The 13,158-nt window shown below is 34.8% G+C and carries 14 protein-coding genes; 5 read left to right on the forward strand and 9 right to left on the reverse strand.

The features are described from left to right. Positions 1-65 precede the first annotated feature (65 nt). Entirely contained in the window at positions 66-1,007 is a 942-nt protein-coding gene (locus A3EM_RS0138120) for a PhoH family protein (protein WP_026210842.1), read from the forward strand. A gap of 119 nt (positions 1,008-1,126) precedes the next feature. Here A3EM_RS0138120 and A3EM_RS0138130 read toward each other — a convergent pair whose 3' ends face one another. The 4 genes from A3EM_RS0138130 to A3EM_RS0138150 all read right to left on the reverse strand — a co-directional run bounded on the left by A3EM_RS0138130 (position 1,127) and on the right by A3EM_RS0138150 (position 5,260). Then, on the reverse strand, positions 1,127-2,542 hold the full coding sequence (locus tag A3EM_RS0138130; RefSeq protein WP_020533500.1) for a sigma-54-dependent transcriptional regulator: 1,416 nt from the start codon (positions 2,540-2,542) through the stop codon (positions 1,127-1,129). A gap of 380 nt (positions 2,543-2,922) precedes the next feature. Continuing rightward, on the reverse strand, positions 2,923-3,813 hold the full coding sequence (locus A3EM_RS0138140) for a Cbp1 family collagen-binding glycoprotein adhesin (protein ID WP_020533502.1): 891 nt from the start codon (positions 3,811-3,813) through the stop codon (positions 2,923-2,925). 483 nt (positions 3,814-4,296) lie between these two features. Then, complete coding sequence (locus tag A3EM_RS0138145) at positions 4,297-4,581, reverse strand: hypothetical protein (RefSeq protein WP_157638290.1); 285 nt, start codon at positions 4,579-4,581, stop codon at positions 4,297-4,299. Between the two features lie 4 nt (positions 4,582-4,585). Next, positions 4,586-5,260, reverse strand: a complete 675-nt coding sequence (locus tag A3EM_RS0138150; RefSeq protein ID WP_020533504.1) for a ParA family protein — start codon at positions 5,258-5,260, stop codon at positions 4,586-4,588. 444 nt (positions 5,261-5,704) lie between these two features. Between A3EM_RS0138150 and A3EM_RS0138155 the strand changes: the two genes are divergently transcribed. Next, positions 5,705-5,971 carry a hypothetical protein gene (locus A3EM_RS0138155; protein WP_020533505.1) on the forward strand — a complete coding sequence of 89 codons (267 nt, stop codon included), beginning with the start codon at positions 5,705-5,707 and terminating at the stop codon, positions 5,969-5,971. A gap of 270 nt (positions 5,972-6,241) precedes the next feature. Here the strand turns inward: A3EM_RS0138155 and A3EM_RS48105 are convergent, their stop codons facing one another. Beyond that, positions 6,242-6,499 (reverse strand): hypothetical protein, encoded by a 258-nt coding sequence (locus A3EM_RS48105; RefSeq protein ID WP_020533506.1) that lies wholly within the window; start codon positions 6,497-6,499, stop codon positions 6,242-6,244. A 1,329-nt stretch (positions 6,500-7,828) separates the two neighbouring features. Here A3EM_RS48105 and A3EM_RS0138175 point away from each other — a divergent pair. Then, positions 7,829-8,239, forward strand: a complete 411-nt coding sequence (locus A3EM_RS0138175) for a hypothetical protein (RefSeq protein WP_020533509.1) — start codon at positions 7,829-7,831, stop codon at positions 8,237-8,239. A 42-nt stretch (positions 8,240-8,281) separates the two neighbouring features. On the opposite strand, the gene ytxJ is transcribed toward A3EM_RS0138175, so the two are convergent. The 4 genes from ytxJ to A3EM_RS0138195 all read right to left on the reverse strand — a co-directional run bounded on the left by ytxJ (position 8,282) and on the right by A3EM_RS0138195 (position 10,802). Continuing rightward, the gene (ytxJ, locus tag A3EM_RS0138180; RefSeq protein WP_020533510.1) at positions 8,282-8,680 is read right to left on the reverse strand and encodes a bacillithiol system redox-active protein YtxJ; all 399 of its coding nucleotides are present in this window, start codon (positions 8,678-8,680) and stop codon (positions 8,282-8,284) included. Between the two features lie 203 nt (positions 8,681-8,883). Then, positions 8,884-9,345: a hypothetical protein gene (locus A3EM_RS0138185; RefSeq protein ID WP_020533511.1), complete on the reverse strand. Its 462-nt coding sequence runs from the start codon at positions 9,343-9,345 to the stop codon at positions 8,884-8,886. Positions 9,346-9,418: 73 nt separating this feature from the next. Continuing rightward, a complete protein-coding gene (locus A3EM_RS0138190; RefSeq protein WP_020533512.1) occupies positions 9,419-9,886 on the reverse strand; it encodes a GNAT family N-acetyltransferase in 468 nt (155 codons plus the stop codon). 10 nt (positions 9,887-9,896) lie between these two features. Next, positions 9,897-10,802 carry a DUF72 domain-containing protein gene (locus A3EM_RS0138195; RefSeq protein ID WP_020533513.1) on the reverse strand — a complete coding sequence of 302 codons (906 nt, stop codon included), beginning with the start codon at positions 10,800-10,802 and terminating at the stop codon, positions 9,897-9,899. A 144-nt stretch (positions 10,803-10,946) separates the two neighbouring features. Here A3EM_RS0138195 and hxpB point away from each other — a divergent pair, with 144 nt between their 5' ends. Continuing rightward, the gene (gene hxpB / locus A3EM_RS0138200) at positions 10,947-11,609 is read left to right on the forward strand and encodes a hexitol phosphatase HxpB (RefSeq protein ID WP_020533514.1); all 663 of its coding nucleotides are present in this window, start codon (positions 10,947-10,949) and stop codon (positions 11,607-11,609) included. A gap of 31 nt (positions 11,610-11,640) precedes the next feature. Next, complete coding sequence (locus tag A3EM_RS0138205) at positions 11,641-13,143, forward strand: hypothetical protein (protein WP_020533515.1); 1,503 nt, start codon at positions 11,641-11,643, stop codon at positions 13,141-13,143. The last annotated feature ends 15 nt before the right edge of the window (positions 13,144-13,158 follow it).

Below are 13,158 nucleotides of genomic sequence, written 5' to 3' on the forward strand. Positions count from 1 at the left end.
AAACACGATCACCTACTTCATGAGCGTATTTGTTAATCAATTCCGTTTTATTTAAAAGTATTCATTTGGTAGAAAAAGTAATAAAATTAGAAAATATCTCACTTGTTGATTTTTTAGGTGTAGATAATATTAACCTTAAAGAAATTTCCTCCGCTTTTCCCAAAAGTAAAATCATTTCGAGGGGTAATGAGATCAGAATACAAGGTTCAAATCCTGAAATCCTTAAAATAAATAGTACTTTCAACGACTTAATCGAACATTATAAAAAATTTGGTAAAGTTACCACTGATAATGTATTGAATTATGTGGAAAAAGAAGGCAGGGACTTCAGTTTATTACTACAGGAAGACACCCTTATTTATGGTGCTAAAGGACTGGCTATCAGGCCAAAAACTGAAAACCAGAGTAAACTGGTTGCTTCCTCAAGGAAAAATGATTTAATCTTTGCGATTGGTCCTGCGGGAACTGGGAAGACTTACATAGCTGTAGCCCTGGCGGTAAAGGCGCTTAAAAATAAGGTGGTAAAAAAACTGATCATCACCCGTCCTGCTGTAGAGGCTGGAGAAAATTTAGGTTTTCTTCCCGGAGATTTAAAGGAAAAAATCGACCCATATCTACGTCCAATTTATGATGCGTTATACGATATGATTCCTTCCGAAAAATTAAAGTATTATTTGGAGCACAATGTAATAGAAATTGCACCGCTTGCCTATATGCGTGGGAGAACGTTAAACAATGCCTTTATTCTGCTGGATGAAGCGCAAAATACGACTACCATGCAAATGAAAATGTTCCTCACCAGAATGGGGCCTGAATCCAAGATGATTATTACAGGAGATATTTCTCAGGTAGATTTACCCAGGAACATGTCTTCAGGGCTGGTAGAGGCAGTAAAAGTTTTAGATGGAGTGGAAGGAATCAGTATTATCAAGCTTTCGGGAAAAGATGTAATCAGGCACCGATTGGTAAAAAATATCATTGCAGCTTACGATAAATCAAAAAAATAAAAAGCCCTGAATCGGGCTTTTTTTCTTAGTACTTGTTTAATATTAAATTTTGAAATGAGATTCCTATAATGGGCATTTGCAGCGAAATACATAAAATTCAAACATGCTCTTATCTCAAATCAAGCCTCAATGCCATATAGCTTTAATTTATTATAAAGTGTTTTCCTATCAATATTCAATAAGCGGGCGGCTTTGGATTTGTTGTATCTTACCTTTTCCAGGGTTTTTAGAATTACTTCCTTTTCATTTTTACCAAGCACTTCCTTCAGGTCCGTTTCGCTTTGCACTGGAGCTGAGACAGCTTTTGCCGTTTCAGTACTACCCAATTGGTTCTCCAAATTGGGAGAGACAATTTCTGAGGGTAGGGCTTCGAGTTGCACCTCCTCCGCAGTAGTTAACAACACTGCCCGTCTAATGACATTTTTCATCTCCCTTAAATTTCCCGGCCAGGAATAATCATGGATTTTACTTAGAACTTCCTTGGAAAAACCCTTCACCTCTTTGTTTAATTCAGAATTTGAAAGCATAAGAAAATGATTGGCAAAAAGGGCAATATCCTGATCCCTGGACCTGAGCGCAGGTACAGTTATTTTAAATTCATTCAATCTATGGTAAAGGTCTTCCCTAAAACTCCCCTGCCTAGCAGCTTTGGCCAAATCTTCATTTGTGGCAGCAATTATCCTCACATCCACTTTTTCATCCTTATTGCTACCTATTTTCCTTACAATCCCCTCCTGGATAGCCCTCAATAATTTTACCTGGATTTCATAAGTCAAATTCCCTATTTCATCAAGAAATAAGGTTCCTCCATTAGCAGCCTGGAATTGGCCGATTTTATCTTGTAAGGCTCCTGTGAAGGCTCCTTTCAGGTGCCCAAATAGTTCACTTCCCGCCAATTCTTCTGACAATGCCCCGCAATCAATCGCCTGGAAGGGTTTATCTGCTCTTTCACTTTTTTGATGAATCATTCGGGAAACATATTCCTTCCCAGTACCACTTTCTCCTTCAATAATTACTGAAAGGTTGGTAGGCGCTACTAAATCGATATATTTCTGAATTTCAGCGGCATGAGTACTTTTCCCCTGAATAAACTGGAAATTTCCAGACTTTGAAGCTGCAGCAGGTTTGTTTTGAGCTACCTTTTGGGCATTCTCAGTAACTGTATTGGATTTAGATTTATCTGCCAGAGCATCCCGGATAGTCAATAACATTTCATCAGGATTTACCGGCTTAGTCAAATACTCATAAGCCCCCATTTGTATGGCTTTTATTGCTGTCCTGATATTTGCATAGGAAGTCATTAAGATGACCGGTTGATGCGGGTCTTTGGCTTTAATTTCCTTTAAAAGGTCAATTCCAGTCATATCCGGAAGCCTAAAATCGATCAAAATAACATCGTACTTTACCGACTTAATTTCCTCCAGGCAGGATTTGCCTAATAAAACCTCCTTAGCTTCAAAATTATTTTTATTCAAAAACTTCTTCAGCATTAACCCAAAGGTAGGGTCATCATCTACAATTAATATCTTTAACATTTAGATTAATTTTAAGCTCCAACAAAGGCTAATTATCTTCTGAGTAACTCTTCTCCCCTATCCAACAGGAAGCAAAATTACTGGTCAACATCCCTTGTGCCTTATTTGCCTGGCCTGACCCATTATTGCAAATTAGCAAACTCCTGATTCAACCTCTCAAAAATTAGTTTCAAGTTAGCAAAAACAGACAAAATTTCATCAAATGTAACCATAGATATTAAAAAAAAAGAAGCCGAGATATTAAATCTCGGCTCTTTTAATCGCTGGTTGTCTGTATGGAGCTTAATCTTAAATGTTTTTTTGTTTGACACTGGCTTACTTGCAATCACCAGAATCAATTTTCTTAATGTTTATCGTAGAATTAAATTAAAAAATTAGAGTCAATCAACCATTACTACCAGGTATTTGGAAGAATTCCAGAATTTTTCAGGATCGAGAATGACTAATTTTGAAACCTTTTTGTCAGAACCCTCAATCTTGTAACTTCCTTCCGGATGAGAGGTAATTAGTTCGGCTTTTTTGCCCTCTAAAGGTATATCTAGTGTTTCGGTTATATCAATTTTATTAAACTGAGCCTCATTAATATTACTATTGAGATTCAAGGATTTCCCTATGCCAATGAAGCCTCCTTCTTTAGCCACAATTTCTTTTTCTACCAGTTCTTTGGTATTTCCAAGCGCATAGAAAGCAGTATGCAACTTTTCTGTTTGCTCGGTTATTATCCCTTCCTTCTCAGATATAATCTCGTCCTTTTGAGAACTCACTTCCGATAAAGAAGTAATATTTGAATTCAATTCCTCAATCGTAAAATTCATTTTTTCCAAATCGGCTTTTAATACGGTAATTTCACCATCTTTAGCTTCAATTTGTGCCATGAAGTCCTCTTTTAGCTTTTCCATGGCCTTTTTCAATTTGGAATTTGTATAATACGATCCTTTTAATTGCTTATCCAGTTCTTCAATCTTTGCCCGGTTTTGAGCCATTAAATCGTTAATAATCTGCAAATCCTCATTAATAAGCGCTTTTACATCTCCAGATTTATTTTCCGAGCTTAATTCAATACTTGTTTCCTTTTGTCTGATTTCCGCAAGGTTCTGACTGATCTCGTTAAAGGACTCCATAAAATTAGTGATAGCAGAATCCTGTTCGAAATTGGAATTGGTAAGCTCTTTATTAATTTCCTTTAGAGACGCAATTTCCTGTTCCAGTTCTTTATTTTTGCATGAAAACAAACTGAATAAAATCAGTGAAATGAGTACAATTCTTTTCATTTTTCAAGATTTAAAATACTGATTTAATCAAATTATAAACTACCAGTATCTATTCCTATAAAAAATGCATGCCACAGAAGGCAAAAAAACATACCAACCTAATATTCAAATACTTAACCTACTCCTCTATCAAATAAATTGATAATAATTCTGAACCAGATTGGCGAATGGTTACTCAAACTGTAGAAATTTTCTACACTTTCCGGGAAGAAGTGGATTATTTATCCAACTATGCTAAAGTATTTTTCAGAGAATTGATAAACTGAAAATCAATTGAGTGAAATGACAATCAAAAGAAGAATTTATATTTGCTTTAATAAACAATCGGGGAGCAGAAATAAAAAAGCCTGTTTCTTAAAAATAAAAGAAACAGGCCTGAGTTTTTTTACAGTTTTCGGATAAGGGAAATAAGTAAAGGAATAGCGACTCTGGGTTGAATTATCCGGGAGTTTCTTTACTTTATTTAGTAGTTAAAAAATCTACTTATTTTTTATCTGCCTGAGCCAGAAAGGATTCCAGAATCAGACTAATAAATTTACCAGGTTGATTAACACCCTGCTTCTTTGCAACTGCTTTAATTTTTTCATACAAATCCACCCTGATTTTCACAGAGGAATATTCAATTGCCTTTTTTTTAGGTCGGATAGAGTCAACGTCAAGATTTTTAAAATTGAGCATTTTCTCCTTTTTAGCTACCTGCCCCAGATCTGTGGTTTCACCATCCAGAAGGGTACCAAAAATCAATTCAGCCTTACTCTTTTTTTCCATAATTTTAAACTTTACATTTTCTGCGGAATTCTTCAAAGTAGGTATTAAATTCATCCTCCCTTAGATCGGGATGTGTGATATCGTGGATAGTAGAAATACCTCTTTTATATCTTACTAGATTGGAAAGCGATGAATCGAAAAGTTGTAAACCTCCAATTCCTGCCAGTTCCACTAACCTTTGGTGCTCCACCGTATTGTCTTTTTTATTAATTACCCCAAAAACTTCCAGTGAAAAACCCTGCTTTTCTTTTACTTCTTTTACAACTGGTATTGTCCTCAAAAATCTAATTGTAGCTTTAATATCCAGGGCACTTGCCACTAGGGGAACCACCACAATATCAGAAATTAATATACTAAAGTAAACTTCCTTGCCTTCAACTTTTCCCGGGGCATCCAGAAAAATTAAATCAAATTTCTTCTCGGCTATAGCCAGCGTCTTTTGAAAATTTACTTCAGGTTTGGGCTGATTCCAGTTATATGAAATTACATCATAGGAATTGTTCCCTGACTCTTGGTTTTCAGCCTTGTAAATATCCTTTACAGATTTCTGAGGATCACAATCAATTACCAGTACTTTTTTACCTGTTCGGTTGTGAAATGCTGCTGCGGTAAGCATTAGCATTGTACTTTTTCCCGAACCACCTTTTTGCGTAGCGAACGATATAATCTTTGCACTCATACGTTTTTATTTCTTTGCGGCCAATTTAGTAGTTATATTTATAATTTCCAATACTAAGTATAACTTCTACTTATTAAGTATACGAAATTACTATTGATTTATGATTTAATTTTCGGGGTAAATCATATCATATTATCCTTTATCAGATCATGTTTTTGGGATCAGATTTTTTAGAATTGAGGGTAAATTAACTTTTGAATGTAGTTTTCTTCAGAGCAAAAAAATAAGGATAGCCTTTTCAAATCGAAGGTTCGATACGTATTTACTATTATAATTTGGATTCAGAATTGTAAAATTTCTAGAATTTCTCGTAATTTTTTAAGTTTTTTTTACAAAACCATAACCAAATTATTAATTAATTTAACATTCTACATGTTTTCATTAGATTTGTGTAAACAATCACTTTTCGATTAAACTAGTTATTCAATTTAAATTTTTTCAAGCATGAATGATGTTGCAACTAATGGAAAATTAGAAAAAGTTTGTAGAGAGGCTCAGGCCAAGTTACAGAAACTAGACGCAGAAAAAAATAATGATATTACCTCAAAACTGGAGTGGTGCATTGGTAGTTATAATAATGACAAAAACCCTGAAGGTTTAATAGAAGTAGGGGCTCAGGCACTCACCATTTTGAAGTCATATAAGAAGAAAAATTCCAGACAAGTTTCAAAGAAACTAATCGAGGATTTAGAAAAAGTAACGGCTGTTTAAGTTTTAGTTGGTCAGTTCTACCTGACTTCCCAAGCAAATTATTAAGAGAAATTTCTCTAAAAAACTGAATCTTCAAGATTCAATCTCATCTCCTTTACACTTGAGTAAAACATTCCCTCCCCTTTCCGTCAAGTGAAAAAAAATTAAAAAACCCCGGAGCCATCCGGGGTTTTAATTTATATCTTTTGATTTCAATTATTATATCTTCTAATTATTAAGACAGCCAGGTGTGGTAAAACTATAACTTAATAATAATTCAGACAAGTAATTTTATCTCACATTATATACGTCTGAGATATCAATCATATCTAAATAAACTTTTAAACATTTGGTTGTGGTAAACGGCAGTACATTGCTAATATCATCTGTATTGCGATTAAACCAAACCTCTGCGTAGAACTTCCCTATTGAATACAAAGAAACCTTTGTTTTCGCATAGGTTCTGCTACACAATAAAACTCCATTTTCTGAAAGGTATTTTAGCTTGTTCTCGGTTGAAAGATTGCTAAATTTTTGAAAGGTTAGCATAATTAATTGTCTTTATTTTTTTCGTTATGATATTTAAATCGAATGTAAGTTATGATCAAGAAAGTTAAATATAGTAATTTTCTTGTTAACATGTTTTAAACCATCCTACTTTATATAATTTATTAAGAATTGAGCTTTTCTGATGTAAGATTTCAAGAAAAAACGAACAAAAATCTCAACTAATTGTTTAAACGATATAAAATAGCTGGGGTTCTGTTTTCCCTGGTTCTGTAAGATTAATTAACAACTTAAATCTTGGTAATCCCGCAAAAAAAATACATATTTATAGATTATAAATAATCATTATCCTGGTTCTACTTGTACTAATCACTTATTATATATGTGGAGATAATGAGATACTAACAAGCTAATATTATTAGCTAAACAAACTCTAACCCAACTACAAAACACTGATTTATAGTACTTTACTATAAAATCAGCACTGTAGGTAAATTTGAAAATGATGATCGTAATTGTGTTATTTTGTTTATTACTGCTATTTATTCTGCCTTTATATTATATTCTTTCTAATTGTATTTCCTCAATTTTTGGAAAAATCACAAGAAATTTCCACCTCACTCCAATTAGTAAAAAAGCCGATAAATTAAAGGAAAGAAGTCTGAGTCCACAAATGGAAATCATCCAATAAGTGGCTGTAAGTTATTACTCACATGAAGCACCCAAATCTCTTCAAAATTGAAGGGATTTTTTTTTGCAGGGAATTTCTTTCCTAGGTAAGAATTTCAAAGTTCTGTCATTTTTTAACCCTTGAAATAAACTTTTTGTCCTTCCATTTTTTTAAATAGAAATCCATATTCATTTCAGACCAAATAATGAGGGCAACAGGCAGATTTACCGTTAAACAAATTGATGCCTAAGTGGGGAAAGGAAAGCTGGTAAAAAAAGTAAATTTTTTTGTAGCACAATTAACCTTACCTAAATCTGTGGAAAATCCAATTATCCCCTACAATACCCAACTTTTTAATTCAAGATCGAAATTGTTTTATTCTGTTGATTTTTTTATATTGAAAGTATGAAAATTTAAGAAAAAATTATTTCCTTTAAAAAAACTGGAAATAACAACAGGTATAGTCCTAGGTTATTCTTCCAAACTTGAGTTGGACTTTTTACTACTACTCAAAATATTTTAAAGAATCAGCTTTTTATTTACCAATAAATTTCCATATGTCCTTCTTATCAAAATTTAGATATTGTTTCTATTAAATTACAGATTAAGTTTTCACAAAATTATTCAAATCTTCCTACTACGCATTTTTATCCCTCTAACACTAAAACTCTGGACACCTAAATAATTTAAAGATAACACTAATGGGAATGAAATTATATGATAATAAATACCAGGAAATTCATTTAGATCAGCAATATGGAATTCTGACTAACTCCTGGAAGAAGGAAAGTATCGATATGGAGGATGAAGAGTATCAAAAGGAGTTGTTGAATCTTAAAATATTTGTGGAAAAATACCGGCCAAAGATGCAACTGATCAATATCAGAGAATTTGGATTTACAATTAGCCCTGAAATGCAAAGATGGACCGATGACCACATAAACAAATCCCACCTAAATTTAGGAGTACAAAAAGCTGCTTTTATTATGAGTGAGGAAATTTTCGCACAGGTTTCTGTTGAACAAACCATGGAAGAACAACAAGGCCTTAATTTCGAAACCAAGTATTTCAAAAGTGAGGAGGATGCCTTAAAATGGCTTAAAGAAAAATAGGCTTATTAAAAGCCTATTTTTCTTTAAAAATTTATATACAAATCAATTCAAATGATTCCTGATGTCCTGAACAGAAATACTATTGTGGGAAGTATCGTAAACTGATTTACCATTTTTAATCACCAGAACCTGAGGAGATTGGTGCATTACTCCAAACTGATCAGCAATTTTATTGGAAATGCTTCTGTAGGTTATCAAATCGAGGTAATAAATTTCAGCCTGGTCCTGATCAATATCCCAACTTCTTTCCAACCGGCTTTTTGCCATAGAACTAATTGAACATCTTGTGCTGTGCTTAAATATGATAATTGGTTTTGATTTCGATTTTTCGATAATCTCATCCAACACCGGATCACTTTCTAATAAATTCCAATTAATCCCTATATTCTTATTCGTTGAATCAGATTCGTTACCCCCAAATAGATTTTTAATAAAACTCATTATTAAATAATTATGATTTTGTAGTTATAATATTTATTTGGAACCGAGAACAGGAATTACAAGCGCTTTGTTCCAAGCGGCAAAAATAAAATTTATTATTAAATAAGTTTCTATCTCCCTTTTCTCAATGGCTTTAGGGATTGTCTAAAGTTTCAATTCCAAAAAGGGTAATTCTAATTCAACAAATCAAGTGAATCAGGAAGCTATTCCAGAAATGGAATTGATTTGGCTAGTTCATAATCTACCAGAGCTTTTATTTTATTTTCAGCCTGATAAAATTTTGCCACCTTGGTGGCAGGAATAACCTTAGAGAATTTCTTAATATAGGACTTCCTGATTTTTAAAATCTCAATATCTACATCAAAAAATTTACCTATAAGTTCCTCCGATTTCTCTTCCGTCATGTTGTTATAATTATTGGCAAACTCCTGCACCAGTTTGTAATTTTGTTCGTAGGTAAGATTCAAATTAGCCTCATACTCATCATATAATGGCCAAAAATTAGAAGCTTCATCTTCTGTTAATTCTAACACCTCACCAATAATTGATTTTCTTTCTGTTTGTAATACCGATTTCATCAGATTTATGTAATCCTTTTCCTGGGCAAAAGCCACATTTACAAATCCGGGAATTAAGAATGCGAGTATTAAAAAATATTTTCTCATTTCAGTTGGGTTAAATACTTTAATTTTCCCTAAATATATTTTTTTGCCATGAATTAAACTAAGATTTCAAATTTCAGGTAGGTATTATTTTCTTCATCCGAAAATTATTTAGTTCAACACCTCTCACCAGTTTAGTTTGCTTTTCCTCCATTTTAAATCCCATTTTTTCAAAAAAAGGTCTGGCAGTAATACTGGCTTCAGTTGAAAGCATTATTGAGCCAAAATCCAATGCTTCCTTTTCCAGTTTTTCATAAATAATTCTGCCAACTCCCCTACCCTGGAAATCCTTATGCACATACAAAAAGTCAACAAGAGAGTGAGCCACTAAAGTGCCAAAACCTGCCAGTTTTTCACCTTCAAAAGCCAATACTGAATATGAATTATTCATTCTGGCATCCCATTTTTCCAAATCAAATTCCTTTGGGGCCCAGGCATTTACCTGTTCTTCAGAATAATCGCGAATGTTTATATGATGAATAGTATCGTAAAAAAGTTGTGTTACTGCTTTAAGGTCTTCCTCCTGATATTCTCTAAAAATCATATCCAAATTATTAAAATAATGAACCCTGAATTCCTGTATTTAAAAACCTTGGGGAAACAGGCGTTTCCAAAGCTTTAGCCTTTAATTCTTTTACCAGAAAATTTGCCAATTCAGGGCAAAGCACATCTTCAGGTTCATGCACAAAAAAATAAACCTGAGAAACACCCTGGTCAATCCAGTTTTTTAGTTTCTCCACCCAGTAGCCTATTCGTGTATAATCCGTGTCATGAAGGCTATTTCCCACAAAACGCAACATTACATTTCCAGTGGTTAATCGCTGGTGAAGCACATCTCTCCTTCCTGCCACATCCGTAATCACAGTGAGAAAACCCCTGGATTCCAGCACCTTACAAACAGCATCAAATTCATCATTTTCTCTAAACCAGGACTCGTGCCGGAATTCCACTGCCATTTGATAGCCCAAAGGAAAATTTTCAATAAAATTGATCAGTTTTTCAGCTTCATTAATGGTAAAATTGGGTGGCAATTGTAAAAACATGGAACCAAGCTTTTCCCCCAAGGGCAGGAAAGCATCACAAAATTCCTGAATAAGCAAATTACAATTGGATAGCCTTCGATAATGGCTAATCTGACTGGAAATTTTTGGGCAAAACCTGAAATAATCAGGGGTTACTTCGGCCCAGCGCTCAATCACTTCTCTTTTAGGAGTGCTGTAGTAGGTGGTGTTTAACTCAATGGTAGAGAAACTATTGGTATACTGACTTAAAAAATCTCTGGGCTTTGTGCCTTTTGGGTAAATCTTCCCGACCCATTCCTTACACGACCAGGCAGGGCATCCAATTAGAATTTCACACTCCTGTTTGTCAAGTTTTTCCAAAATTTGTTGTGTACCCAATGGATCAGGAGGAAGCGTAAAATCCACCTGACTTATATCCTGAAGTTTTCCAAATTCCATTTAATTTAAAACTTTTTATGGCTATACCTTGCCTAATTATTTGGCTTTCTGGTTTGCCAATTCATTTATATCTTCGCCCTGAAAGTTAGAACAATTTTAAGAACACCACAAAAAGGTTTAAGTTTAACCAAATTTTTAAATAAGATGATTAAAGGAGTAATATTCGATATGGATGGGCTTTTGGTAGATTCTGAGCCATTTTGGAGAGAAGCTGAAATTGCTGCATTTGCAGAAGTTGGCTTAAACTTAACGCACGAATTGTGTATGCAAACTATTGGTTTGCGAATAGACGAAGTGGTGGTAAAATGGTACAAAGAGCATCCCTGGGAAAATAAAACTTTCAAGGAAGTAGAAGACAGCATCCACGATAATTTTATTCAATTGATTGAAAAAGATGCTAAACCCAAAGAAGGAGTTCAATACATTCTGGAATTTTTTAAGGCTAAGGATTTTAAAATCGGACTGGCTTCCTCATCTCATTTAAGAATAATAAACGCCATGCTGAAGGCCCTGGATATCACCAATTATTTTGAAGTGGTTCACTCAGCTGAAAAAGAAGAATATGGCAAACCTCACCCCGCTGTTTACATCAATGCAGCCAAACAACTGGGTGTATTGCCAGTCGATACGGTGGCTTTTGAAGATTCATTTGCCGGCCTGGTATCGGCCATGGCAGCACGGATGAAAACAGTTTCCATACCAGAAAAGGAATTCAGTCATCTGTCCAGGTTTGATGTGGCAGACATTCGTTTAAATTCCCTTTTAGATTTTAAGGAAGAACATTTTAAAATGCTCATGGGAAAATAAGTTTCATTCCCATGAACCCCTTTAATCAGGCATGACCACAAACGTTCATATCAAATATTTCCCTTTAATTCTTTTCCTCTTGCTTTTAGCTTGTGTTGATTCCAGTAACACGAGCCAAAATGAAAAAGAGATTTCCAAACCTGAAGCTTCCGGGATTAAAATCAACTCAGAAAATCCATTTTATTTTACATTCAATGATTCTTCAGTTTTGTTGCTAGGAGCCAGTAATGAGGATAATTTGTTTCAGGTTGATTTATTTTCTGCCCAACTGGAATTGCTGAAAAGCTATGGTGGAAATTATGTAAGATGCACCATGAGCAGCCGTGACTTCGGTAATCCATGGCCACATGAACAACAGGCAAATTCCTTATATGACCTTACCCAATTCAGGGAAAATTACTGGAGCAGGTTCGACAAGTTTTTAAAAATGACTGCTGAACTCGAAATAGTGGTACAGGTGGAAATTTGGGACCCCTGGGATTTTTATAAAGCTAATAATGCCTGGAAAAAGAACCCTTTTCATCCGATGAGTAATAGCAACTATGCAGTGGAAGATTCCGGATTACCAGCCACCGTAGATTACCTGCCCAACCAAAAAACACAGGCTTTTTTCGAAACTGTCCCTGCATTAAATAATAACCTGAAAGTGCTGGAATTTCAGCAGCTTTATGTAGACAAGCTACTTTCCTATTCCCTCAATTATAACCATATATTGTATTGTATTAATCACGAATCAAATGCAAGTTTGGAGTGGGGAAAGTATTGGTCGGGTTATATCAGGAAAACAGCCAGGGAAAAGGGAAAAGAGATTTTGATTACGGACATGCCAGACAACTGGGACTCTTCAGATGGAGAAGTGAGCCATACGAAAAAGCCCATGTCGGAAACTCATCCAAATACCAATTCCATTCCCTACAGCACCTTTATAGAAAGCCAGGAGACTTATGATTTTGCAGAACTTTCCCAAAACAATATCCAGACAGGGGAAGTACATTATGCAACCACACTGAATTTCAGGAATAAACTGATAAAAGAAGGAAAGCCCATGCCCATGACCTCCATAAAAGTATATGGAGGCGAACTGAATGATGAAACCTATGGAGGAATTTACGATGGGCCGGAACGATTCTGGAGAAATATCTTTGCAGGGCAGGCAGCCGTCAGGTTCCACCGCCCTCCCGCAGGGCTGGGACTTGAAAAACTTGCCGAAGTTAATATCAAAAGTGTGCGGTTATTAGAAAAAGCATTTACTTTCCATCAGTCCAAACCTCTCAATGATTTGCTGAAAGACCGTACAGAAAATGAGGCTTACTGCCTGGGTATTCCCGGAAAAGCTTATGCGATTTACTATCCAGGCTGCGGAGAAGTAAAAATTGATATTGGGGATTTTTATGGAAAAGTAAAAATCTCTTGGCTGGATATTCTGAATGCCAAATGGGATCAGCCAATTTTTGTAGAAGGCCAGGGAGAAATCAATCTCAAAAGCCCCTGTGAAGGAAAATGGGCAGTTTTAGTAGAATTGAAGCTGGATTAATTTGCGTTACAAACG

This window comes from Flexithrix dorotheae DSM 6795 (assembly GCF_000379765.1).
Classification (GTDB): domain Bacteria; phylum Bacteroidota; class Bacteroidia; order Cytophagales; family Flammeovirgaceae; genus Flexithrix; species Flexithrix dorotheae.

Bases quoted from the DNA above. Each gene is read 5' to 3' on its own strand.
- A3EM_RS0138130 (WP_020533500.1), bottom strand. From the start codon at position 2,542: ATGTTAAAGATATTAATTGTAGATGATGACCCTACCTTTGGGTTAATG.
- A3EM_RS0138140 (WP_020533502.1), bottom strand. From the start codon at position 3,813: ATGAAAAGAATTGTACTCATTTCACTGATTTTATTCAGTTTGTTTTCA.
- A3EM_RS0138145 (WP_157638290.1), bottom strand. From the start codon at position 4,581: ATGGAAAAAAAGAGTAAGGCTGAATTGATTTTTGGTACCCTTCTGGAT.
- A3EM_RS0138150 (WP_020533504.1), bottom strand. From the start codon at position 5,260: ATGAGTGCAAAGATTATATCGTTCGCTACGCAAAAAGGTGGTTCGGGA.
- A3EM_RS0138155 (WP_020533505.1), top strand. From the start codon at position 5,705: ATGAATGATGTTGCAACTAATGGAAAATTAGAAAAAGTTTGTAGAGAG.
- A3EM_RS48105 (WP_020533506.1), bottom strand. From the start codon at position 6,499: ATGCTAACCTTTCAAAAATTTAGCAATCTTTCAACCGAGAACAAGCTA.
- A3EM_RS0138175 (WP_020533509.1), top strand. From the start codon at position 7,829: ATGGGAATGAAATTATATGATAATAAATACCAGGAAATTCATTTAGAT.
- ytxJ (WP_020533510.1), bottom strand. From the start codon at position 8,680: ATGAGTTTTATTAAAAATCTATTTGGGGGTAACGAATCTGATTCAACG.
- A3EM_RS0138185 (WP_020533511.1), bottom strand. From the start codon at position 9,345: ATGAGAAAATATTTTTTAATACTCGCATTCTTAATTCCCGGATTTGTA.
- A3EM_RS0138190 (WP_020533512.1), bottom strand. From the start codon at position 9,886: ATGATTTTTAGAGAATATCAGGAGGAAGACCTTAAAGCAGTAACACAA.
- A3EM_RS0138195 (WP_020533513.1), bottom strand. From the start codon at position 10,802: ATGGAATTTGGAAAACTTCAGGATATAAGTCAGGTGGATTTTACGCTT.
- hxpB (WP_020533514.1), top strand. From the start codon at position 10,947: ATGATTAAAGGAGTAATATTCGATATGGATGGGCTTTTGGTAGATTCT.
- A3EM_RS0138205 (WP_020533515.1), top strand. From the start codon at position 11,641: ATGACCACAAACGTTCATATCAAATATTTCCCTTTAATTCTTTTCCTC.